Source organism: Denitrovibrio acetiphilus DSM 12809, assembly GCF_000025725.1.
GTDB lineage: Bacteria > Chrysiogenota > Deferribacteres > Deferribacterales > Geovibrionaceae > Denitrovibrio > Denitrovibrio acetiphilus.
In genome coordinates this window covers 333,413-356,916 of sequence record NC_013943.1, presented here as the reverse complement: position 1 = coordinate 356,916, position 23,504 = coordinate 333,413, and the positions used below count along the sequence as shown (strand labels likewise).

Below are 23,504 nucleotides of genomic sequence, written 5' to 3'. Positions count from 1 at the left end.
CGGGGCGGTTCTATCTCTTTCAGACGAAAAAAAAGCCCACCCGAATGGGCAGGCTCTTAAGATTATAATTTATAAAACTAGTTGTAACCGACTATGAATTTCAAAGGGTTAACAGGTATTCCGTTCACAAGAACTTCGTAGTGCACGTGGGGACCGGTACTGCGACCTGTACTTCCTACTTCTGCAATAAAATCACCTTTGCTGACTTTATCACCTGCTTTTACGAGAAGCTTGTTGTTATGACCATACTTTGTAATATATCCGTAGCCATGATCGACAATCACCATCTTGCCGTAACCTGCTTTTCTGCCGGAAAAAACAACTATGCCTTTCGCTGCTGATCTCACAGGGGTATTATACTTAGTTGCGATGTCCAGCCCTTCATGAAAGACTCTTCTGCCGGTAAAAGGGGATATCCTGTAGCCAAAGCCGCTGGATATCCAGCCTTTGACAGGCCAGATAGTCGGTGTGGAACTGAGCATAAGTTTCTGCTCTTCGAGAAAATCTGCAAGTTCAGAAAGGCTGACAGACCTTTTCTCTATCTCCATGCTAAGATTTGTAAGAGTTACATTGAGCTCTTCGAAAAATCTCTTATCCTTGCGTTCTGAAACTTTAGAAAGATCCTGAAGCACGTCAACTTCTTTACCGCCTACAGCGAGCTGTCGCCCTTCTGTATCACTCTGACCATAAGCAGCGAGACCTCTCACTTTGTTTTCAAGCTCGGTAACACCCGCAAGTTTTTCATTAATGCTTATAAGCTGTGACTCATAACCGGCTATTTTATCTTTAAGCTGAAGATTCTCGTCTTTATACTGGGAAAGAACCGTACGTTCTTTATAAAGGTTGTTCAGAAAATAGAAACCAGCTCCGGACACAAACACATAGAATGCTAAAGATAGCATAACAAAACGAATTAATCTGCTGCTGATTTTACGGGTTTTCACCTCGTCCAGACGTGACTCGTCAAAAATCATCACAGTGTATTTCTTCTTCATACAACCTCCGACGTGCTGTCTACATGGAAATTTGCAATATTGTACCGGAAAAGACTTGTCTTTTCAAGGGATTATTATTATCTACCAGCTAGTTCTTCCAGTTTCTGAAGCAGAACGTCAACACATCCTTCCACATCAACCTCATAGGATTCGCCGGAAGCCCTTACAGTAACTTCAATTTTCCCTTGTGCAAGAGTCTTTTTGCCTATCACAACACGCAACGGTATACCTATAAGTTCAGCATCGTTAAACTTGACGCCAGGTCTTTCATCCCTGTCATCAAGCAGCACTTCAACCCCTTTATTTATAAGATCCTTATATATATTTTCGGCTGTTTCTGAAACTTCTTGATCTTTCATTGCAAGAGGGAGCACACAAATCTTGAACGGTGCGAGATTAACAGGCCAGACAATCCCTTTTTCATCGTGGTTCTGCTCTATGGCAGCAGCGACAACTCTTGTGATACCGATACCGTAACATCCCATCACAAAAGGTTTTCTCTTCCCATCTTTATCCAGATACATTGCATTCATGGATGATGAATACTTTGTACCAAGCTTAAAAATATGCCCAACTTCAATACCCTTTGTTATCTCATATGTTCCGCCGCACTCACAGCACACATCTCCTGCCTCTGCGTTTCTGAAATCATCTACAGACTCAAAATTAAAATCTCTGCCATGATTAACATTAATCTTGTGCATCTCTTTTTCATTAGCACCAACACAGTAATTCCCCATTGCCTCAACAGCATAATCACCATAAACAGGTATTTTAAGCCCTACAGGACCGCTGTATCCAAGCGGACCGCCCGTATTGTCGTATATCTCCACAGGGGTTGCAAACTCAGCAACAGAAGCATTAAAAAAGTTTTTAACCTTCGCAAGATTGAGCTCGTGATCACCTCTTATGCAGACAGCAATGATTTTGTCATCCACATTAAGCACCATGGTCTTGATAACCTCAGACTCTTTTATATTAAGAAATGCTGCGACATCTGCCACAGTCTTAGCGTTAGGGGTGTTAATGTCCTCGGCAGCTTTCATGTCACCGCTAAAAGGCTCAGTGCTCTTTCTGACGGTAGCTTTTTCCACATTTGCAGAATAATCACAGCTATTACAGCTTATAACAAAATCCTCACCAGTTGAGGCAAGAACCATGAATTCGTGAGAGAATGAACCTCCGATTGCGCCGCTATCAGCATCAACAACCTTATAGCGCAGACCGCACATTTCAAATATTCGGCGGTAGGCATCATACATCTTCTGGTAGCTGATATTTGCTCCTGCGTCGTCCATGTCAAATGAGTAAGCGTCTTTCATTATGAACTCACGCCCACGCATGAGACCAAACCTAGGGCGCACTTCATCACGAAATTTTGTCTGTATCTGATAAAGGTTTACAGGTAATGCCTTATATGAGTTTATGTAACTGCGGATAATGTCAGTCGTAACTTCCTCATGTGTTGGACCATAGCAGAACTCTCTGTTATGTCTGTCTTTTATCCTGAGAAGCTCCTTGCCGTAGAAGTCCCATCTGCCGGATTCCTGCCAGAGTTCCGCAGGCTGGACAGAAGGCATCATAAGCTCAACAGCATCCGCTTCGTTCATACATTTACGCACTATATCCTCTACTTTCTTAATAACCACCAGCCCAAGAGGCAGATAGCTGTATATCCCCGATGCAACTTTTTTGATCATTCCGGCACGTGCCATCAGCTTATGACTGACAACTTCCGCATCCGCCGGAACTTCTCTCAGCGTAGGGATAAAATACTTGCTATATCTCATTAATCATTCTCCTTAACCGTCTTGTCAGCCATATGCAGTTCATTACGAAACCATACATCCGACTGAGGAAACGGGATTTCTATATCATGTTCTTTGAATTTATGCCAGAGGGACGTTAAAAAAACATTCTTGACGGCGGTTATCTGAAACCCTTCGGACATATTCAGCCAGAAAAGCACCATAAAGTCCAGCGAGCTTTCACCGTATCCCATAAACCATACATCCTGCCCTTTATGCTTGACCACATGCTCGCAGTCTTCGATAGCTTCTCTCATGAGCTTCTGCGCAAGGTCTATATCAGAGGAATAGGCTATCCCAACAGGAACACGCACACGGATAAATTTATCGCTTCTGGTGTAGTTTATTATTGTCTCAGAGATAAAGATAGAGTTCGGAACCATTATTTCTATGTTGTCGTAAGTCTGCACTGTTGTTGCAAACATATCTATGGATACAACACGACCGAAGACAGACCCTGACTGCACCCCCACAGCACTCCCGGCAGAACCGGGGAGTTCCACAAAATCGCCTATGCGCACCTTCTTTGAAAACAGAAGAATAAACCCGCAGATATAGTTATTAATTACAGCCTGAAGACCGAATCCGATACCTATACCAAGAGCACCCGCAGCAGGCACGACTATCTGCCATGTGATACCAAGCTGAAGCATTGCAGACATGATTACCAGCAATAACCCCATATTATAAACTATTATCTCCAGCGAATCTGTATCGTCCGACAACGACCTGTCAGAGAAAATGACACGTAGGTATTTTGTAAGCAGAAAGAGCAAGCTTTTCAGGTACATAAATATAAATACAGCCGATATCAGGCTGAGTACAGAAAGAGAAAACAGTTTGGTTTCAAAGAAATAAATCTTCTTCAGTTTGGCAAGCACATCGCTCATGTTAAGAGCATTATAAACCAGTGAATAATAAATATATGCAAACGTCAGCAGCATAAACCTTCCGAGGCTTTTTTGTATCTGCATCCATTCAAGTTCGGTGTAAAGAGCACGCTTATAGATTCTGTCAAGGTTCTGCCTGACTTTATAAAGGATATAAGACAGAAGCGCCAGCATCATACCCAGCAGCGCAAACGACATTACAGCCCGAAAATCCAGCACAATCATATTCAAAACCCACAAAAGAGCCACTACAGTATAGGCAGTCATAACGAGCCTTGAAAGTGTTGCGAATGCTGTAATCTTCGGGTAATAGCTCTCAAGCATCTTTACTGACCTCGGCAGAATCGCCCTGAGATAAATAAAAATACCAATCATCATAAGGATCTTGGACAAACCACGCGCAAAAACCAGAACACCCTTAAGTCCCTTCTCTGTGACATCTGAATAGATAGCCGCCATGTCGATATAAGCTGAAAGCACAAGGGCAACAGCTATCAACAGTATAGACGGGATATAGTATAACCTTACTTTGATTCCGTAATATTTAGACGGCACACGCATCAGCGCACCGGAAATCCAGAAAATCCCCAGATAATTCAACGCCAGAAAAAGCGGATTTGTCTCATCAGACTGAACTGCGTAATATGTGAATAATATGTAAATAAAAGGGGAAAGAATATAGATCAGTATATCAAGCTTCAGACTTACTGTACGTTTAGATGCTACATACTTATAGATATTAAGAATAACATATCCGGCAAAAGCTGCGCCAAGAGTGAGAAAAACGGAAACCGGATCTGCCTGAACATAATCAGCAAGCTCTCTCAATATCTTTACAGAAAGCTGAATGATATTGTCCAGAAGCAAATAAAGATTCATAGTGACTTGCATCATATAGGCGGCTCCGTCATATTTTGCCAATATTACACTATATCCATCTCCTAGGCAAATAATGAATAACATTTAACTTTAAAGTTATTGTGTTTTACTATAACATTTTATAAATCAACAGAGGTTCATAAAACCATGGCTGAAATGACCGTAGGCGAGCTCCTTAAAGAATCCGGATGTGTAACAGAAGAGCAGATCAGAATTGCTCTCGAAATAAAAAAAATAAACAAGAAGATGCTCGGAGAAATACTGGTCGATCTCTCCTTTGTTTCCCCCAGAGAAGTTGCCATTGTCATAGCCAGACAGGCAGACAAACCATTCATCGATATCAGCGAACACCCGCCGAGTGCGGATGCTCTCAGGCTCATAGACAGGCATACAGCAAAGCAGCTCGAAGCAATACCTATAGAAAACACTGAAAAGAGACTGACAGTGGCACTGGCTGACCCGTTCAACATAAACACCATAGACATACTCCGCAGAAAAACCAATAAACAGATTAATGTCTATGTAGCAGACAGGGAATCTATACTCAAAAATATAGAAACTAATTATCACATGCTTGAATGTCCGATTGACAAAGAAATTCAAAAGCTTATAGACAGTGCCGTCGCATCAGGCATAACATCTGAACCGCCTCTGCTGGTGGAGCATATTTTAAACAGTGCCATTATCGAAAGAGCCACAGATATACACATTTCACCTGAAACCTCTGCCACGCATATATTCTTTCGCATAGACGGCATCCTGCACCACTACTACGCCTTCCCCCATATGGTACACAGTGCACTATCTTCACGCATTAAAATATTGTCAAACCTGGACATTGCCGAACAAAGACTCCCGCAAGACGGAGCGATGAGCCACTCCTTTTTTGATGAGGATTTCGATGTCCGGGTATCAACAATACCAACCTGTTGCGGAGAAGGAATTGTTCTCAGAGTGCTTTCGAAAAACATCTCGCTGTTTAATCTGGAAAGCCTAGGGTTCGAACCGGACACCAGAGATAAACTAGAAAAGCAGCTTAAGCGTCCACACGGTATTCTGCTTGTCACAGGTCCTACGGGGTCAGGCAAAACAACAACTCTGTATGCCTCCCTGCGTAAAATTAACTCTTTGCAGCGAAAGATACTAACCGCAGAAGACCCCATCGAATACAAGTTTCCGTTCATTAAACAAACTCAGCTTAATCTGAAAGCCGGATATACTTTTCCACGGGCAATGAGGGCTTTCCTGCGTCAGGATCCGGATGTTATTCTTCTGGGTGAGATGCGTGACGAGGAAACAGCAGAAATGGCCATGAGAGCGTCGATAACAGGTCATCTCGTTCTCTCAACACTCCACACCAACGACGCTGTAACTGCTATTCCCAGACTGATGGAAATGAAAATCAAAGATTATATGATAGCTTCAGGCGTTGGAGGGATTTTGTCCCAGAGACTGATCAGAAAAACTTGCTGTTCATGTCAGGAAGAAACATCCGAAAGCGTAGCAGAGCTTATCAGCAAAGGGATACCAGAGGAGGTATTTACAAAGCACGGCTACTCTCCTGACGGAGAAATAATTTACAAGCAGGGAAAGGGATGCGCTTTTTGCAGAAATACAGGCTACGCCGGAAGAGGTGTAATAAGTGAACTGCTTGTTATAGACCAGGAAATCGGCGAATTAATCGTCACCGGAGCAACACCTATGACAATCTTCAGAAAAGCAGTGACTAACGGTATGATACCTATAATTGAATCGGGACTCATTAAAGTTATGCACGGCATCACAACCCCCGACGAAATACTTCGGGTAGCGCTCTAGATGCGGCTATATGGCGTGACGGCAATAAATGATAAAGGTCAGAAAACACATCAGATAATAGAACTGGAAGACAATGAAAATGTTGCAGACTATATGGAGATGGATGGTTCAAACGTTTTATCAATAAAGAAACTTCCATCATTTTATCGCTTTCTCAGGTTCAGGCAAAAGATTAATCCACAGGACATAGTGGAACTGATAGAAAATCTGCACCTAACAGTCAGATCCGGTCTCCCTATCAGCTCTGCACTCTCCGACCTTGCAAAAGATGCCGACAATAATCATCTACAAAGTGTGCTGGAAAATATCTCTAACAGAGTACACGCTGGAATGACTCTATCAAAAGCACTTTCCAGACACTCCGGAATATTCTCAGATATCACAGTAAACCTCGTGCGCATAGGCGAAGAAACAGGAAAACTCGACAATACCCTGAAAGATGCGGCTGAACATATGAAGAAGATGAACGACCTCACCACTAAAACCAAATCAGCACTTATTTACCCCTCATTTGCGCTGGTCGGTATGATTCTGACAATGGTTTTCTGGCTGGTGGCTGTCATGCCTAAAATGATCTCTGCATTCAAATCATTTCAGATTGATCTGCCTCCTGCAACCAAACTCATAATGGGAATGTCAGGCTTCTTTCAGTCATACTTTATAGAGACCGCAATAATATCCTTCGTATTTGTGTCTCTGCACCTGACTCTCAGGAAGACACAAAACAGATACAAATACATAACTGACAAACTGCTCCTCAAAACACCTGTCTTTGGTCAGATAATCAGGAATTATAACTATGCGTTCATTGCAGAGTATCTACGGCTGATGATATCTGCAGGTCTTCCTCTTTATCTGGCGTTAACGATAATGGAAGAAAGTCTTACAAATTCGGTATACAAATGCTCTATAGAGCAGGCAAAAGATGGGATATCTATGGGGAAATCCTTTTCAGAGGCATTAAAGGAGCAGAACCTCTATCCAAATGTGATCTTAAGGATGGTCAGTATAGGCGAACAGACCGGCAACCTCGATGTCCAGCTTGGCAATATAGCAGAAAATTACTACTATAAGGTTGACTGCACATCAACAAACATATCTAAAATGATAGAACCTCTGATAATAGCATTTATCGGGGCTTTCATGCTGGTGATAATGCTCGGACTCATGGGACCGGTATTTTCTTTAATCACCAACATGCCGATCTGATCAGAAATTTATATTGCCAAGTACAGGAAACCACATAACAAGATATGAGCTGATAGTCTGAAGGCTGTTTGTCAGCATCAAAAGACCGATAATTATGAGCAGCACCCCTGATGTTTTTTCAACAACCATAACGATTTTTCCAGCCTTCCTGACTCCGCTGAGGACATACCCGACAGCAAAAGCCGAGATAAGAAACGGTATCCACAGACCAAAGCCAAAAGCAGTCAGAAGTTTTATACCCTGCCATACTGTGTCTTCGCTTGCTGCCATTGCAAAAATACCTGCAAGAACAGGTCCCAGACATGGTGTCCAGCCGAAAACAAATGCAATCCCAAGCAGAAAGGCATTAATATAGAAAGGTTTACCTGCTTTATTGGAATAATTCCACTTCTTCTGCACCAGAAGTTTATTAATGCGGAAAACTCCCATCATGTGCAGTCCCAGAATTATGATCACAATTCCGGCAATGCGCCCGATAATAAGCTTGTAGCTTTTCAGAAGCATCCCAACCTTAGTGGCTGATGCACCGAGAAGTACAAACACAAGCATGAAACCCAGTCCGAAAAAGACTGCTCCAAGGAAAACTTTCAGCCGTGCAGCTTTTTTATCGCCTCTGGAAAGTGTCTCGATCGATTCACCGGAGATAAACGAAAGGTACCCCGGTAGAAGAGGAAGAACACACGGAGACAAAAAGGAGAGCAGCCCGGCAAGTAGTGCGGTGTATATTGATATATTGTTCATTTACAATTTTTATAAATTTTTTATTGATAAAGCAATGCTTTTTTTACACTATATTTACATGAATAATTGAAGGCAACACGATAAGGATAATTTTTATTAGATAATATCTATTTTAGTTGCGATTAGTAAAATAATAATATAATATACTGCTCATTGTTTAAAACTTTTTGCAGTGTTCAGATGTCTTAACATAAACACGGGAGTTGAAAGTATGAAGAAATCCTGGAAATTTTTATTCGCCGCAGTAGTTTTCGCAGGCGCAATAGGGTATCTTTTAGTATCCGGTTTCAGTTCGGAGAGCGTTTATTACTTAGAAGTCTCAGAAGTTCTGCATAATCCGGAAAAATTCAACAAAAAAGGCATGCGTGTCAGCGGAGACGTTGTCACAGGCACTATCGTAAAAGATTTCAAAAAACAATATTTGGAATTTGACATCGCTGACACATCCGGTCAGGCTATGAAAGTGATATACAATGGTATCATCCCCGATACCTTCAAAGAGGATATACAAGTCATCATTGAAGGGCGTTTCGACCAGGATGCAGATGTTTTTAATGCTGCTACAGTTTTAACTAAATGTCCGTCCAAGTACGAAGCGGACGTTGACGAGGGCTGATCTTAAGTTTCTTCTGATTCAATTTATTAAAATAGGGAGTAGTAATGGGACAAATTGGTAATCTTTTTCAATTGCTCGGATTATTTGCCGGTTTTGCGGCATTTGGTATGTATGTTTACGCTATGCAGACGAAGTCTAAATCTTACAGCAAAATGGCTGACTGGTTTATGATAACACAAGCCGCCTGCACAACTTTAGCCTCTATGGTGCTTGTTTACGCACTCGCCACAGGGTATTTCAAAATGGAATACGTGGCACAGTATACAGACAGTGCTCTGCCGTTCATATATAAAATTAGCGGATGGTGGGCTGGTCAGGCCGGTTCACTCCTCTTCTGGGGATGGCTGATCACAGTTTACGCACTTATAGAAGTAATACGTCTTAAAAATTATGACACTAAACACAGATCTGCTGTGCTTGCTGTTTCAGCACTTACTGCGACATTCTTCCTTATCCTGACTGTCTTCGTCACCAGTCCTTTTCAGGAACTTGACTTCTTTCCACAGGATGGTATGGGGATGAACCCGCTGTTGCAGAACCCTGGAATGCTTTATCACCCGCCAACCCTATTCCTTGGGTTTGTTGGTTTCACAATAGTTGCCGGGCACTCATTCGGCGCACTTGTCAGCAGAGAAGCATCTGCTTTCTGGGCTGTAGACACACGCCGCTGGCTTATAATTACATGGATTTTCCTTACAATAGGTATTGTTCTCGGTGGCGAGTGGGCTTATGTTGAGCTCGGCTGGGGCGGTTATTGGGCGTGGGACCCCGTGGAGAACGCATCTCTGCTTCCATGGCTGACATCCACCGCACTGCTTCACTCCATAGTCATCTTCGAACGCAGAGGAAAACTCAAGATATGGTCACATATGCTGATCCTTATATCATTCCAGATGTGCCTTTTCGGAACATTTATCACAAGAAGCGGTGTTCTTGACTCCGTGCATGCATTCGGTAAATCATCACTTGGATATTTTTTCCTCGTTTTCATGATCGGTACAACAATCATATTCATCGCATATCTTATCCCTATGGCAAAAAAACTTTCAGAGAATGAGGATAAACATTTCAACTTTTCATCCAGAGAAGGTGTTTTCTTCCTTGCTAACTGGTTTTTTGTCGGACTTACACTAGTTATCGTTATAGGCACTATGATGCCAATAATATCCGGTCTTTTTCTGCCGGAAAAGATAACTGTAGGCATCCCGTATTATAACAAAGTATCATCACCTTTCTTTCTGCTTATCCTGCTGGCAAGCGGTATTGCCCCGCTGCTTTCATACAGCAAAACTGAAAGCGGAACGATTATCAAGAAGATGCTTCCATCTGCTGTCATAGGCATATTTGCCATGGCTGCAATGTATGTTTTCGGCTACACACAGCCTCTTTCTGTCATTCTCACTGGTGTAACAACATTTTCGTTTGTAACAATACTTATACAAATAACAGTAAATGTCAGGAAAAGCGGTGCTAAGGTGCTGCTGTCCAACAGACGCTACTATGGAGGACTTATCGTACATATCGGGGTAGTCCTTATGGCATATGGCATCATTGCATCATCCTTTTATAATTATCAGGTCGATAGAGTTCTTGCACCCGGCGAAAGCTTTAAGTTTGAAGAATATACTCTTCAGGTTGCAGATGTTCAGTTTAAACAGCGTAAAAACTACACCTCTGCTTACGCTCCTGTCCGCGTTTTTAAAGACGGCAAGAAATTATACACTCTTGCTCCTGAGCGCAGATTCTACGATAAAAATCAGGAAGCATTCGCTGAAGTGGCAATAAGGTCTTCCCTTAAAGGTGATCTTTACCTTATACTGTCGTCCTATTCTAAAAATGAAAACTATGTTGGTATTCAAGCAGTTTATCAGCCGTTGATAGCTTGGGTATGGATAGGGTGTATAGTTATGGTACTTGGTGGTATATACGGTATATCAGGACGGAAAAAACAAAATGTCTGAACCTCTTATAAAGTTCAGCAGCGTTAATAAAAAATACGGGCACATCCACGCACTGCGTGATGTGTCCGTCTCTTTTGAAAAGGGCGAGTTTGTCAGCGTCTTCGGTCCGAACGGTGCAGGTAAGTCAACCTTTTTAAAACTCCTCTGCACAATGACATCCCCCTCATCCGGAGAGATAAGCTATGAAGGAGTTCCTCTGAAAAAGCTCAGAGACGAATACCGAAGTAGATTCGGGGTGATCTCGCATCAGCCGTTTTTATATTCTGAACTTACAGCTATGGAAAATCTTCGTTTCTATGCTCAACTCTACGGCGTAAAGCACATTGACGAACGCATAAAAGAACTGCTGACAAAGGTCGAACTTTATAAAAGACGTAATGACAAAGTTAGAGGCTACTCCAGAGGCATGCTGCAAAGACTTTCTATCACACGAGCTCTTTTGCACAACCCCGACATTGTTGTCCTTGACGAGCCCTACACGGGTCTCGATACACACGCATCTGACATACTGACTAAAATATTAACAGAGCTCTTTGATAGTCTGCGTACAATTATCATGGTTACCCATAACATGAAACAGGGGTACGATGCAGCTTCTCGACTTGCGATTATCAGGCGAGGGAAGCTTGTTTTTGATAAGAAAAAGTCAGACATTTCGCTCACTGAATTTGAGCGGTCATACACTGAGGCGGTGAGCTGATGAACTATATGCAGTCACTCATGGCTATCATACGCAAAGACCTGCTGCACGAACTCAAGTCCAGAGAGATAGTAGTGTCTATGCTTCTCTTCTCTGTTTTAACTGTTGTGGTTTTCAGTTTTATATTTGAGCCAGGCTCAGAGTTTAAAAACCGTGTTGTCGGAGGTATATTGTGGATGGCGGTTATCTTCGCCGGACTGCTCGGGCTGAACAAGTCTATGATGAGCGAAGTCAACGGCGGTAACTTTTCAGCCCTACTACTTGCTCCGGTTGACAGATCGGCTATCTTTTTCGGAAAGGCGATAAGCAACTTTATGTTTATGATGGTGGTAGAGCTTATAACCATACCGCTCTTTACAGTTCTCTATAACATAAGCATCTTTAACTCCAGCTATATGCCTATGACAGTTTTTCTAATGGGAACTTATGGATTTGCCATATTAGGCACCTTGTTTTCCATTATATCTGTCAACACAAGAACCAGAGAGGTTATGCTGCCTCTCCTGCTTCTACCTGTGATGGTACCGGTTATTCTCTCCGCAGTTCAGGCACTTAACATTTATATTCTTGGTGAAGATCCTGCACTCGCTCACAAATGGTTGAGTCTTCTTGCAGTATTCGATATTATATTTACAGTCGTTGTGTTTGCAGTATTCGATTTTATAGTAGAGGATTAATATGAAATTACAAAAGACATTAGATGTCGCAGCTATTTCTGCTGTGTGCATTGCACTTTACTTTGCATTTATTTTCGCTCCAGCCGAACTACACATGGGCGCTGTACAGCGTATTTTTTATTTCCATGTGGCATCTGCCTGGATAGCTTTTTTCGCCTTCTTTGTGACCTTCGTACTCAGTATTCTGTTTCTTATTAAACAGAACTTTTTATTTGACGATATCGCAGAGAGCAGCGCAGAAATAGGTATTCTCTTCTGTACAATAGTCCTCATCACGGGTCCTATATGGGCAAGACCTACATGGGGTGTCTGGTGGACATGGGATCCGAGACTGACTACAACAACAATTCTCTGGTTTATATATGCAGGTTATATCATGCTTCGCAAATTCATCGATGAACCTGACAAAAGAGCTAAGTTCGCTGCTGCGGTGGGGATAATAGGCTTTATAGATGTACCGATAGTTTTCTTTTCCATACGCTGGTGGCGCACAATTCACCCGAATGTTGTTCAGGAAGGCGGAGGCGGTCTTCACCCTGACATGCTTAAAGCTCTGCTTATAAGTGTATTCGCATTCACTCTTTTATACGCTGCCATGCTTCTTAAAAGAACCAGAGTCGCATCACTCGCACGCAAAATAGATTCACTGGAGGGTTAATTATATGCAGAATTTTTCATACCTGTTCGCAGGATACACTGCTATATTTCTTCTTTTAGGTGCTTATTTCTTTATACTCGGATCAAAAGTTTCTGATCTGGAAAAGAGAGTCGAAGCCCTTGACAGCGAAGAGGATTAATCAGACTGACGCAGGTGCAGCCTGCCTAAAAGTATCGTAGAAAACATCATTATGCCGAGGAACACCAAAAACATGTTCCAGTTGTAGTTTTCATAAACAACACCTGGCAAGATAGAACCAAGTGTTCCTCCGCAGTAATAGAATGATACATAAAGACCGTTTGTTACGCCTTTATTCTCATCTGCCATCTTATTAATGTACCCTGATGCGACAGTATGGGTCATAAACATACCCGCACAAAATACGAACATACCAAAAAACAAGATATATATGTTGACTGGAATAAACAAAACAAGAGCCATAAGGAAAATAGTAAGTCCAGCGAGGATTGCATTTACTTCCCCCCTGAATATTCTGATTAGTTTTAGTGAATTAAGAGATGTCACAATTCCCATTATGTAGCCGGTGTATATCACTCCAATCAACATAGCACTTGAGCTCGGATCAATCTCACGCAACCTGTAAGGGATAAAATTCATAACACCTGTAAACATAAAAAACATACTGAAGACCATCATGTAAGTTACAAAAAAACTACGTTTCCTAAGAATTACAGCAGCAGCTTTAAGATCTAGCTTATGTACCTCTGCCTTACTGCTCCCCAGACGCCATATCATAATGACGGCTCCAAGCAATGAAACACCAAGTATAAAAAATACTGTACGCCAGTTAGTGTAATATGAAATCAGACCAGAAAAAAACCTGCCTGAAAAGCCACCTATGATGGTTGATGAAATATAAATTGCCATTATTTTCTGAACATTATCTTTTGTAGTCATACGTGCGATATAAGTCATTATACCTGTGAGTACAGCAGGGATAGCCAGCCCTTCTATTACGCGCAAAACCAGGAGCAGGTTAAATGAGTCAGATAAGAAAAAGATGAACTGACAGATTGCAATCACAATGAGCGAAACAAGCAACATCTTTTTTGACGATACAGACTCCAGCATATAACCATAAAATATAGGTGAAATACTGAGAGGAAACATAGTCACAGTAGTCAGAAGTGCTGATTGAGACTGCGAGATATTAAAATATTCCATTATTATGGGCTGCACAGGCTGAGGTGCATAAAGTGCAGAGAATGTGAGTATTGTGGTAAATATTATTATAGCCAGTCGTGATTTATCCATGCAGTCAGATTAATACAAAAATGAGATTATATAAAGATCAATTAGTGTATAAACAAAAAAGGGCCCACCACATTGGCGAGCCCTTACTTTATATCAAATCGTAATTAATTTGATTAGAAGCTGAGTGAAAGTGTGTGGAACAGAGCCATTGCTGGATCTGGATCAACACCGCTAACATCAGGATCAACAGATGCGTAACCAAGTTGTACTTTGTAAGAAAGTGCATCAGTTACAGCGTAGCTACCGATAAGGTCAAATTCATAACCTGTAGCATCTTCAACTGCTGTATCTTCAGCAGTAGACATAGCATAGAAGAAACCACCAGTGATGTTAAGTTTTTCGTTAACATCGTAAGCAGCGTAGATACCGTTAGCCCATATAGCAGCAAGACCTGAGTATGAACCGTTCAGTGCAACGCCTGCAGCGCCTATAGCACTTGAAAGGTAACCTTCATCACCAAGGATGAAAAGAAGGTCATCATCAAAGTCATCAGCCATATCATAAGCAACGCCAGCATCTTTATCAAATGAGGAGTAAGCTGTGATAAAACCTACTGTAGCGTCGCCAACTTTTGTAAATACGTTACCGTAGATACCAAAGACATCATATGAATCTTCGCCAACAGCGTAATCGAAGTCAGCAGAAGCGTTGTCATAGTCGAATTCAAATTCGAATCCTACTGGACCAAGATCACCGCCAACAGCGAGGTCAAGAGACCATATTTTCTCACCATCGCTGCCTTGATCAGCAACTTTGTATGAATTGTTTTTGTAAACAAGAAGAGGTGCAACTGTGATACCATTAAATTTACCAACATAGTTGATAGCATAAGCATCGTTATCATCTTTTTGTTGATCTTCGACATATGCGGAACCAGTGTAAGTATCAGTAGTATCATCAAAACCAAGATCTTCAGTCTCTTTAGATTTTTGGGTGTAGAAAGAAACTCTGCCGTTTGAAACAGGCACAGTTGCTTTAATTCTGTAGTGACCTTCTTTGTTGTTACCGAAAGCGTATGACCAAGCACCGCCGTCCATAAGACCAACTTCAAGAAGAACAGAACCGAAGTTATGTCCCATCCAAGCTCTCTGTACAGAAAACTGTGTCTGGTTGCCATACCCTGTGTCATTTCCAGGGCTGCCTTGCCATGTGTCGTCAAGGATTTCAAATTTAGCTTTGAAGAATGTGTCTTTGTCCACATCTGCTTTAAGCCAAAGATCAAAGTCGTGCTCATAGAATCTGTGCTCAAGAGTATCATCCTCTCTAGCCTCTGTGTTCTTAAGGTATTTACCGGACACTTCATAAGTACCGGAAAATTTGATGTCTGTAGCGAAAGCTGTAGCAGCAAAAGCTACGATCATGAGAGCAACAAGAAGTTTTCTCATTTCTTTTCCTCCTGTAGGTTTTTACATTTTAAAGGTTTTACCTTTGTTTCTAAATTCGTGTATACAGTCTACTGCATACATATAATCGTTAAAATGCTATCACGGCATACAGCCTCTGTCAACATCAAAACGATTTTTTTTTATTCTTTATGACATACACTTATATGAATCCTGCCAGATACACTGTATACTTTTGTTAACAGTCCGTCTCTGCATCTGATAAGCGTACTTCTTTAATTACCAATGTCAAACAGCCTAAGCCCTATCTGATTATCGCCTTTATATACAAATACTTTAGATAAATTATGTAAAGTGTTCGCAAAGCTTTTATCAACTACTCACTGTTATTGCGGCTAATTTAATAACAGTCAAGCATATGATAAGCATTTATCATGCCAAATATATACGTCTATTTAGTTTCTATATATATAAGCTGAGATTTATCGCCTTTAAGAAGCCCGTCACTAAAATTCCTTAGCATAAAGAGATATGTTCTGCCGTACTCCTCATACATGTAATAATCTACGATTGTTGGCTCCATAACTTCGGACTGCCACATACTGCGCAGCCTTCTACCGTCCCATGAATATACTGCAAACATAGACGATTCAAAAATCTTAGTACTTGCCAGCATCTTATATTTCTGTTCATTCTGAACAACATACACATTATTATCAGAATTAACGAAAACACGTCCTTTGATATATTTCTTTAGCTTCTCATAAACAAAAGGGTCATTATCACCGTCATTCTTACTTTCCATAATGCTTGAATTAGTCTCGTTCTTAACTTCGTTAGCAAGGATAAAATAATAAGGTGTCTGCCCGAACTGCTGCACTGAAGTATACTCAACATTGGAATCGTTATATACGTTCAGTCTATAATTGTCGTCAATGTGGAAAACTTCGCTGGTTCCGTCTCCGTTAATATCTGAATAACCAAAGCCGTATATGCCGATAGAAGGGCTTTTAGAAACTGCGCCCCCCCTCTCATATCTGTCTTTGACATATAGAAACTTGTGCACCATCCCTATGGAACTGCCGTCAACAGCAAGCTTCTGTGCTACTATCTCTTTGTTTCCTTTAACAAAAACTGTGCGAAATATGTACTGCATGTCACTTTCAAGCTCTTTAAAAGAACCACGGTCATACTCATAGATGGAAGATCGGACAGTGGACTCATGCCTGACCTCGGTAACAAAAAGTTCATCCACACTGTCGCCGTCAAGATCTGCCAGCTCTATATTTTGTATATTATCAAATTCTTTATCCACACTTCCGGCTGGTATAAACCCTGTCCCGGTAAATTCATAGAGGTCGATCCTCTTCTTCGTTGCTGCTGCGATATATATATTCTTATCGTTTTTTGCGTGCCCCACAGCCATAGACTTATATGTTTCGTCTATTGCATCACTGTATAAAATGTCCTTAGTCGCCATAGAGCCGCCGCCCTGACCAAGATCCTGATCTGAAAAATATCTTGAGTAAACAAGAGTACCGCTCTTCTTCTCCGTTACCGTATAGCCTATACCGCCCTCTTCCTTTTGAGAAAAAGTCAGAACAAGGGGTGCGCTGTCTTTAATAAGAATGTTGCTAACCCGCCCCAACTCTTCTTTAAGCAGGAGTTTAAGCCGTACAGGTATATTCTCAGTTTCCACAGCTACTTCCACAGGAGGATTCATCGCTATGATATCACCGGGCTTCACAGCTCTGTTAAGCTGATCAGATTTAGCTTCTGAATACTTACCATAAACAGACTTTATCACAAGATCGCCGACATAGATCTTTTTATTACCAAGCACCTGCTTTGTCACGGGATGTATTATAGGTTCGCTCTTACGGAATATTTTAAGTTCCATCCCCGGGAAAACGCCTTTATCAAGCCCGAGGTCTGTGATGATGTCGTTGTCCTCAACACTCACCACATAACCGGTGAAGCGCGAAAACATGTCATCGATATCCGCTGTAAGCTTCTCAAAACGGGCAAAAGCTACGGCGGGGATGAGCACCAGCATCAAAAAAAGAATCTTTTTCATATATATCTCCAGTTTCAATTACTTTTCATAGCCGAAGGACGTCAGGCGTTCTTATATATTAATAATTAAAGAACATACCTGCTGAGATCTCTGTCTTCCACAATGTCTTTAAGATGTTCGTCAACATAGGCAGCATCAACAACCACACCTTTGCTTTCGACTTCAGGTGCTTCATATGAAACTTCTTCAAGAAGTTTTTCAACTATCGTGTGGAGCCTTCTTGCGCCTATATTCTCAAGGGTTTTGTTCAGTTCATCAGCCATCTCTGCAATACGGCATATCCCGTCATCTGTAAAAGAGAGCTCAACACCGTCCGCCCCCAGAAGTGCTGTGTATTGTCTGGTTAGAGAGTTTTCAGGTTCTTTTAATATCCGCACAAACTCTTCTGCTGTGAGGCTTTCAAGCTCGACCCTGATAGGGAAACGCCCCTGAAGCTCAGGGATAAGATCCGTAGGTTTCGCTATATGGAAAGCACCGGCAGCAATAAAGAGTATATGATCCGTGCGAACCATCCCGTATTTTGTATTAACTGTGGAGCCTTCCACAATAGGCAGAAGATCCCGCTGAACACCTTCTCTGGAAACATCTCCGCCTTTTGTACCGGAAGAGTTCGAAACACATATCTTGTCTATCTCATCCAGAAAGATAATACCGCTCTGCTCCACTCTTTCCGTTGCAATATCTTTTACATCGTCCATGTCTATCAGGCGGTTTGTCTCCTGCTGTTCGAGGATCGGCTTCGCCTCTGAGATTTTCATTTTTCTTTTGCGTTTTTTTGAAGGGAACATGTTTTTCATCATGTCCGACAGACCGGAGCCCATGTCCTCTATGCCCATATTGGTAAATACTTCAACCTGCGGCGGACTGTCGTCAACCTCAACTTCTACCGTGCGCTCATCCAGCTCTCCCGCTTCGAGCTTAACACGAAGCTTCTCTCTGGTTCCACTGTCTTGTTCGGCGTATCCGGTTGTAGGAGGGAGCAGCAGATCAAGAAGTCTCTCTTTAGTATTGATTTTAGCTTTATCTATAACGCTTGCCTTCTTCTCTTCACGTACAAGGCTTACAGAAATCTCCACAAGGTCGCGAACCATGCTCTCAACATCACGTCCGACATAGCCCACTTCGGTATACTTGCTAGCTTCCACTTTTATAAAAGGTGATCTGGAAAGTTTCGCCAGCCTCCTCGCCACCTCTGTCTTACCAACACCAGTCGGTCCTATCAGAATTATATTTTTTGGTGAAATTTCGTCCTGGAGGCTTTTAGGAAGCTGAAGTCTTCTGTATCTGTTTCTCATGGCGACAGCGACAGCTTTCTTAGCGTTTTTCTGTCCCACAACGTATTTGTCCAGTTCGTCTACTATCTTTTTTGGGGTATATTCTTCCATCTAAGACTTTATATCTCCTCTACTATTATATTGTCGTTTGTATAAATGCAGATATTTGCCGCAATATGCAGCGCTTTATCGACAATTTCTGACGGGGAAAGTTCGGTATTCTCTGCCATTGCAATTGCCGCAGCCTGAGCATATGGACCACCGGAACCGATAGCTGCAACACCATTCTGCGGTTCAACAACATCTCCGTTCCCTGTCATGATATACAACTCTTCGGCATCAGCAACAATCATCATCGCTTCAAGCTTACGCAGATACCTGTCTGTTCTCCAGTCTTTAGCAAGCTCAACAGCAGCCCTGAGAAGCTGCCCGCCGTGTTGTTCCAGCTTAGCTTCGAACCTCTCCATAAGGGTAAAGGCATCCGCAGTGGAACCCGCAAAACCGCACACTACTTTATTGTTATAAACCTTTCTCACTTTCTTTGCGTTGTGCTTCAGCACGGTATTACCGAAAGTGACCTGCCCGTCAGCACCTATTGCTGTTTTTCCGTCTTTTTTAACTGCGACGACAGTTGTACCTTTCATCATATCCGGCATTTTTACCACTCAACACGACATACGTGCAACATAAAAATTAGGTGTATTCACATTAGGTCATTATATATCATTTATATTTGCATCACTTTTAATAATAAGATATTGTAGAAAGCTGTGTCTCGGGCATTGTTATAAAATTATCACAATGATATTAAAAAATCCGGCGGAATTAATATATAATGAAAGGCTTTCTGATACGGTTGATATTAAAACTCTATTTATCAACCTTCAGACATAATCTGCACACTGACGAAGCTGTCACGAAGCTCACGAAAGAGGGGAAGCGAATTGTATTCTTCTGCTGGCACAACCAGCTGGCTCTCTCTCTGGGGCAGAGCGGAATATACAGGTTTGCCAGCATGATTTCACGCAGTAAAGATGGAGATATCCTCGCTCCTGTCGTGGAAAGCTTCGGACATGTTGTTGTCAGAGCCTCATCTTCCAAAGGAGCAAGTGCAGGGCTGATAGAGATGCTTGAGCATATGAACAAAGGCTACCATGCAGCCATGGCTGTGGACGGTCCTAAAGGTCCTAAGTATCAGGCAAAGCCGGGGGCTCTCTATCTCGCAAAGAAAGCCGACTGCATACTTGTCCCTGTCCTTTGCAACTGCAAAAGCTTTTTCCGTTTCAACAGCTGGGACAATTTCATACTCCCGAAACCATTCGCAAAGGTTGACCTTCATCTGCTTAAACCGATACAAATAAGCGAATCTGTAGATAAAGAAACTGTTGAACAGGAGCTAGCCGAAGTGCAGAAAAATATTATGGAGCTCACACGTGTTTATTCTAAAGATATTATATAATCTCCTCATAGCCATCATAGTGCCCATCGCCGTACCTTTGGGGTATATCGTGGCTTTCAAAAAAAAAGAAGATGAAGACTACTTTCAGAGATACGGGGTAATAAAGTTCCCTGAACCGCCTGCAAAGTGCATCTGGTTTCACTGTGCCAGCGTAGGAGAAGTCCGGAGCCTTAAATCGGCTATGGATTTTATAAACAAAGAATTTCCCGATATTAAGATAATGATCAGCACAACCACAGCAACAGGCAAAAAAATGGCTATGGCTGAGCTTGACCCTTATTTCGCCTTTCTGCTCCCTATTGAAAATTCTATGTCAATCTCACACATTATAGACTATATGAACGTTAAAGCAGTTTTTATAATAGACACAGAACTCTGGCCGAATATGATCCGGATGGCATCCAGAAAGAGCCGCCTCTTCCTTCTCAACGGAAGAATGTCCGACAAGTCATTCAGAAGTTACAAAAGGTTCAGCTTTCTCTTCGGCAGCCTGCTGAAACGGTTTGAAGTTATCTTCACCAAAAGCGACGAGGACACTGAAAAATTCAGCAGGATTAAAGGCAGTCCGAACAACATAGTCACACTCGGAAATATCAAATTTAACTCCCGTGCCGAAATCATCGACAGCGGCATATTCAACTATATAAAGAATCATAGCGTCTTTGCCGCAGCAAGCACACACAGAGGCGAAGAGGAAATTGTTATCAACGCATTCAAAAAATCCAAAAGCTGCGACAGACTGATCATCGCTCCCAGACACATAAACAGAATAGAGGATATCCGCAGTCTGGTAATCAGCAAAGGACTTACCGTAAGCATGCTTGCAGACAGAGACGGATCCACTGATGTTGTTATAGTTGACAGATTCGGCACATTAGAAGAGCTTTACATCACATCGGACAAAATTTTTATCGGCGGGTCGCTAAACCACACAGGCGGACACAACATCTTCGAAGCACTCCAGTTTGAAAAATGTGTGGCGACAGGACCAAACATGAGAAACTTTCAGGAGATATCAAGCCTTGCCTCCGACCACAGAGTCACCTGCACAGTAAAGAATGAGGACGAACTTGCTGAGTTCATAGACAGCCCGGAATGCGGGAAAAACTTCAAAAGCTTTTTCCAGGCACTTGATACCGACAGAGAGAGAAAACTGATGCACCTGAAAGAGGTTCTGACCAGTGTATATAACTCTTAGAATACTTTACTCACTGCTGAGCAGACTGCCTTTCAACACGCTTGAGTTCATAGGGCGGACAACCGGTTCTGCCATGTACTACATACTTCAAGACCGCAGAAAAGTTGCTTATAAAAACTGTGAGATCATAGGCATACCGGAGAAAGACCGTAAAAGAATCGTCAAATCTTCTTTTAAACATACATTTTGTTCATACATAGAATCTTTCTATACTAAAAATATCGACAGCGCATTCCTTGAAAAGATGGTAAGCGTTGAACACCGGGGTGAAAAGCCTGAAAACCTTGCGTGCTTTATGGTTTCCGCCCACTTCGGCGGGTGGGAAGTCGGCTCCTATGTTATGACTGAAAAGCTTGGGTTAAAGGGCGCAGTAGTCGGCAGAAAGCTAAAAGACCCCAAAGTTGACGAATTCATAAGAGAACAACGCAAAAACTCTATCGTCAGCGTCATTTACCATAGAAATGCGACTGAATCGATAAAGAGATACATGGACAAAGGGGAGTCGATAGGAGTCTTTTTAGACCACAGCGCAACCAGCCGTGACTGCTTTGCTGTCCCCTTCTTCGGGATTAATACCACATTCATAAAGGGCGTCCCCCTTCTTGCTGTTCGCAGAAACTACCCCATACTTCCGGCATTCATACTGAGGGAGCAGAAAGGGTTTAAGCTGATAACCTATCCTCTGATGTACCCCGACAAAGCACTCAAACCTAAAGAGAGAGCCCATGACCTCGCACTGCGTATTAATAAGGTTTATGAAGAGATAATCAGAGAACACCCGGAGCAGTGGTATCTTATACATAAAAGATTCAAAAAAACCACCGATGCAGAAGGAAGATTCAAGGCGACTAATTTTTACAAATAAATCCGTTCATGCCAAACTGGATCAGCTTATAAACAACAATAAACAACCCGAGAGAAACAGCACCCATAATCAGCCCCATGTCGGCAAAGCTGTCAGGAGCTTTCAGCATTGTGCTCATCAGTGAGTCCTGATAGTAAAAAAACCACTTATGACCTGCGGGGAATACAAGCTCATGCAAACGGTAGAATATCTTTTCAAATCCGAAAACTGATAAAAACACATATAAAACTCCGCCGCAGACAACGGTACCTAAGCTGATAGTTCGCATACTGTAAGGGCGTATCTTTTTATACGACATAAAAACAACTGACGCTGCAAAACCTGCGAGCATCAAATACCATACCGAACGTATTGCGGTAAGAAGGTTCGCGACATCCTGAAGATGAGTCTGCTCCGCTCCCGTCAGAAACTTTTTTTTACCTCTCCCGGCAGGATAACTGATCTGTGCCAGCCCTTCCCCGCCGTGTTCGACAGCGTGGAGCATCTCACCGAATATCCGCAGATGATAAGCAGGGCTTACATATACGAAATCAGCACGCCCGCGTCTGTTCTGTGGAGCATATTCGAGAACGTGTCCATGTATGTCTTCCAGTTCGTACACCACAGGGAAAAAGAAATAATTGGAATAGCACACGTACCACCCGGCAAATAGCGCAAAATAGATCAGTGTAATCAGCAAAATAAAGTTTGGGATAAGACGTCTAACTGTATTTATCATTATTTTTTAACTGCGTAATATATCAGAAACAAAATGAAGCACAGCAGAACCCCGACAACTATTGCCTTTTTCAGGTCAAATCCGGCAGAGCCGAAGTAGTCGTGGGCAGCCCTGTATCTGTCAACAGCAGTGGTACTCATTAAGCTCATAAATACTCCTTATAAAAGCTTATATCAAAATCATCCATTTTGAAAGCCCCAAGATGCTCTTTATATTTCTTATTAAAAACATCGTGACACTAGAAAATCCTTGAACTAAGAAGAGGAATGTGCTTTTAATATTAATTTCCCGGCTCTCATAATGTATGTCATTTTATGTACAGATGAAGAACCTCTCCCCGCTG

Annotated in this window: 22 protein-coding genes; 11 read left to right on the top strand and 11 right to left on the bottom strand. The window is 42.1% G+C overall.

Annotated elements, in window-relative coordinates; translation table 11 throughout:
- Nucleotides 1-77 precede the first annotated feature (77 nt).
- The 3 genes from DACET_RS01690 to DACET_RS01680 form a co-directional block, all read right to left on the bottom strand.
- Entirely contained in the window at nt 78-995 is a 918-nt protein-coding gene (locus DACET_RS01690; protein ID WP_013009685.1) for a M23 family metallopeptidase, read from the bottom strand.
- A gap of 77 nt (nt 996-1,072) precedes the next feature.
- On the bottom strand, nt 1,073-2,785 hold the full coding sequence (locus DACET_RS01685; RefSeq protein ID WP_013009684.1) for a proline--tRNA ligase: 1,713 nt from the start codon (nt 2,783-2,785) through the stop codon (nt 1,073-1,075).
- A complete protein-coding gene (locus tag DACET_RS01680; protein WP_013009683.1) occupies nt 2,785-4,587 on the bottom strand; it encodes a mechanosensitive ion channel family protein in 1,803 nt (600 codons plus the stop codon). Before DACET_RS01680 ends, DACET_RS01685 begins: the two co-directional genes overlap by 1 nt.
- 132 nt (nt 4,588-4,719) lie before the next feature.
- Here DACET_RS01680 and DACET_RS01675 point away from each other — a divergent pair, with 132 nt between their 5' ends.
- Together DACET_RS01675 and DACET_RS01670 are read left to right on the top strand one after the other, a co-directional pair.
- Nucleotides 4,720-6,390 (top strand): GspE/PulE family protein, encoded by a 1,671-nt coding sequence (locus DACET_RS01675; protein ID WP_013009682.1) that lies wholly within the window; start codon nt 4,720-4,722, stop codon nt 6,388-6,390.
- Nucleotides 6,391-7,599 (top strand): type II secretion system F family protein, encoded by a 1,209-nt coding sequence (locus DACET_RS01670; protein WP_013009681.1) that lies wholly within the window; start codon nt 6,391-6,393, stop codon nt 7,597-7,599.
- On the opposite strand, the gene DACET_RS01665 is transcribed toward DACET_RS01670, so the two are convergent.
- Entirely contained in the window at nt 7,600-8,340 is a 741-nt protein-coding gene (locus tag DACET_RS01665) for a cytochrome c biogenesis CcdA family protein (RefSeq protein ID WP_013009680.1), read from the bottom strand.
- A gap of 211 nt (nt 8,341-8,551) precedes the next feature.
- On the opposite strand from DACET_RS01665, the gene DACET_RS01660 reads away from it, so the two are divergent.
- From DACET_RS01660 to DACET_RS15885, 6 genes are read left to right on the top strand one after another with little or no spacing between them, the layout of a single operon-like run.
- Nucleotides 8,552-8,956, top strand: coding sequence for a cytochrome c maturation protein CcmE (locus DACET_RS01660; RefSeq protein WP_013009679.1), 405 nt, complete (start codon nt 8,552-8,554; stop codon nt 8,954-8,956).
- Nucleotides 8,957-9,000: 44 nt separating this feature from the next.
- Nucleotides 9,001-10,917, top strand: coding sequence for a heme lyase CcmF/NrfE family subunit (locus DACET_RS01655; protein WP_013009678.1), 1,917 nt, complete (start codon nt 9,001-9,003; stop codon nt 10,915-10,917).
- Nucleotides 10,910-11,617, top strand: a complete 708-nt coding sequence (locus DACET_RS01650) for an ABC transporter ATP-binding protein (RefSeq protein WP_013009677.1) — start codon at nt 10,910-10,912, stop codon at nt 11,615-11,617. Before DACET_RS01655 ends, DACET_RS01650 begins: the two co-directional genes overlap by 8 nt.
- Entirely contained in the window at nt 11,617-12,294 is a 678-nt protein-coding gene (locus DACET_RS01645; RefSeq protein ID WP_013009676.1) for a heme exporter protein CcmB, read from the top strand. Before DACET_RS01650 ends, DACET_RS01645 begins: the two co-directional genes overlap by 1 nt.
- A gap of 1 nt (nt 12,295) precedes the next feature.
- Nucleotides 12,296-12,952, top strand: a complete 657-nt coding sequence (gene ccsA, locus DACET_RS01640) for a cytochrome c biogenesis protein CcsA (RefSeq protein ID WP_013009675.1) — start codon at nt 12,296-12,298, stop codon at nt 12,950-12,952.
- A 4-nt stretch (nt 12,953-12,956) separates the two neighbouring features.
- A complete protein-coding gene (locus DACET_RS15885; RefSeq protein WP_013009674.1) occupies nt 12,957-13,091 on the top strand; it encodes a CcmD family protein in 135 nt (44 codons plus the stop codon).
- Here DACET_RS15885 and DACET_RS01635 read toward each other — a convergent pair.
- The 5 genes from DACET_RS01635 to hslV all read right to left on the bottom strand — a co-directional run bounded on the left by DACET_RS01635 (nt 13,088) and on the right by hslV (nt 19,577).
- Nucleotides 13,088-14,227 carry an MFS transporter gene (locus tag DACET_RS01635; RefSeq protein ID WP_013009673.1) on the bottom strand — a complete coding sequence of 380 codons (1,140 nt, stop codon included), beginning with the start codon at nt 14,225-14,227 and terminating at the stop codon, nt 13,088-13,090. The genes DACET_RS15885 and DACET_RS01635 overlap by 4 nt on opposite strands.
- Nucleotides 14,228-14,340: 113 nt before the next feature.
- Nucleotides 14,341-15,612, bottom strand: coding sequence for a hypothetical protein (locus DACET_RS01630; protein ID WP_013009672.1), 1,272 nt, complete (start codon nt 15,610-15,612; stop codon nt 14,341-14,343).
- Nucleotides 15,613-16,021: 409 nt separating this feature from the next.
- A complete protein-coding gene (locus tag DACET_RS01625) occupies nt 16,022-17,647 on the bottom strand; it encodes a hypothetical protein (protein ID WP_013009671.1) in 1,626 nt (541 codons plus the stop codon).
- A gap of 65 nt (nt 17,648-17,712) precedes the next feature.
- Nucleotides 17,713-19,032 carry an ATP-dependent protease ATPase subunit HslU gene (hslU, locus tag DACET_RS01620; protein ID WP_013009670.1) on the bottom strand — a complete coding sequence of 440 codons (1,320 nt, stop codon included), beginning with the start codon at nt 19,030-19,032 and terminating at the stop codon, nt 17,713-17,715.
- 8 nt (nt 19,033-19,040) lie between these two features.
- Nucleotides 19,041-19,577, bottom strand: coding sequence for an ATP-dependent protease subunit HslV (gene hslV, locus DACET_RS01615; RefSeq protein ID WP_013009669.1), 537 nt, complete (start codon nt 19,575-19,577; stop codon nt 19,041-19,043).
- 179 nt (nt 19,578-19,756) lie between these two features.
- On the opposite strand from hslV, the gene DACET_RS01610 reads away from it, so the two are divergent.
- Genes DACET_RS01610 through DACET_RS01600 form a run of 3 tightly spaced genes read left to right on the top strand, consistent with a single transcriptional unit; the run spans nt 19,757 to nt 22,443 of the window.
- Nucleotides 19,757-20,380 carry a lysophospholipid acyltransferase family protein gene (locus DACET_RS01610; RefSeq protein ID WP_013009668.1) on the top strand — a complete coding sequence of 208 codons (624 nt, stop codon included), beginning with the start codon at nt 19,757-19,759 and terminating at the stop codon, nt 20,378-20,380.
- Nucleotides 20,355-21,578, top strand: a complete 1,224-nt coding sequence (locus tag DACET_RS01605) for a 3-deoxy-D-manno-octulosonic acid transferase (RefSeq protein ID WP_013009667.1) — start codon at nt 20,355-20,357, stop codon at nt 21,576-21,578. The genes DACET_RS01610 and DACET_RS01605 overlap by 26 nt, the downstream gene beginning before the upstream one ends.
- Nucleotides 21,562-22,443, top strand: coding sequence for a lysophospholipid acyltransferase family protein (locus DACET_RS01600; protein WP_013009666.1), 882 nt, complete (start codon nt 21,562-21,564; stop codon nt 22,441-22,443). The genes DACET_RS01605 and DACET_RS01600 overlap by 17 nt, the downstream gene beginning before the upstream one ends.
- On the opposite strand, the gene DACET_RS01595 is transcribed toward DACET_RS01600, so the two are convergent.
- A complete protein-coding gene (locus DACET_RS01595; RefSeq protein ID WP_013009665.1) occupies nt 22,427-23,161 on the bottom strand; it encodes a lipoprotein intramolecular transacylase Lit in 735 nt (244 codons plus the stop codon). The genes DACET_RS01600 and DACET_RS01595 overlap by 17 nt on opposite strands.
- Nucleotides 23,161-23,310, bottom strand: a complete 150-nt coding sequence (locus tag DACET_RS16185; protein WP_013009664.1) for a hypothetical protein — start codon at nt 23,308-23,310, stop codon at nt 23,161-23,163. The genes DACET_RS01595 and DACET_RS16185 overlap by 1 nt, the downstream gene beginning before the upstream one ends.
- Between the last annotated feature and the right edge of the window lie 194 nt (nt 23,311-23,504).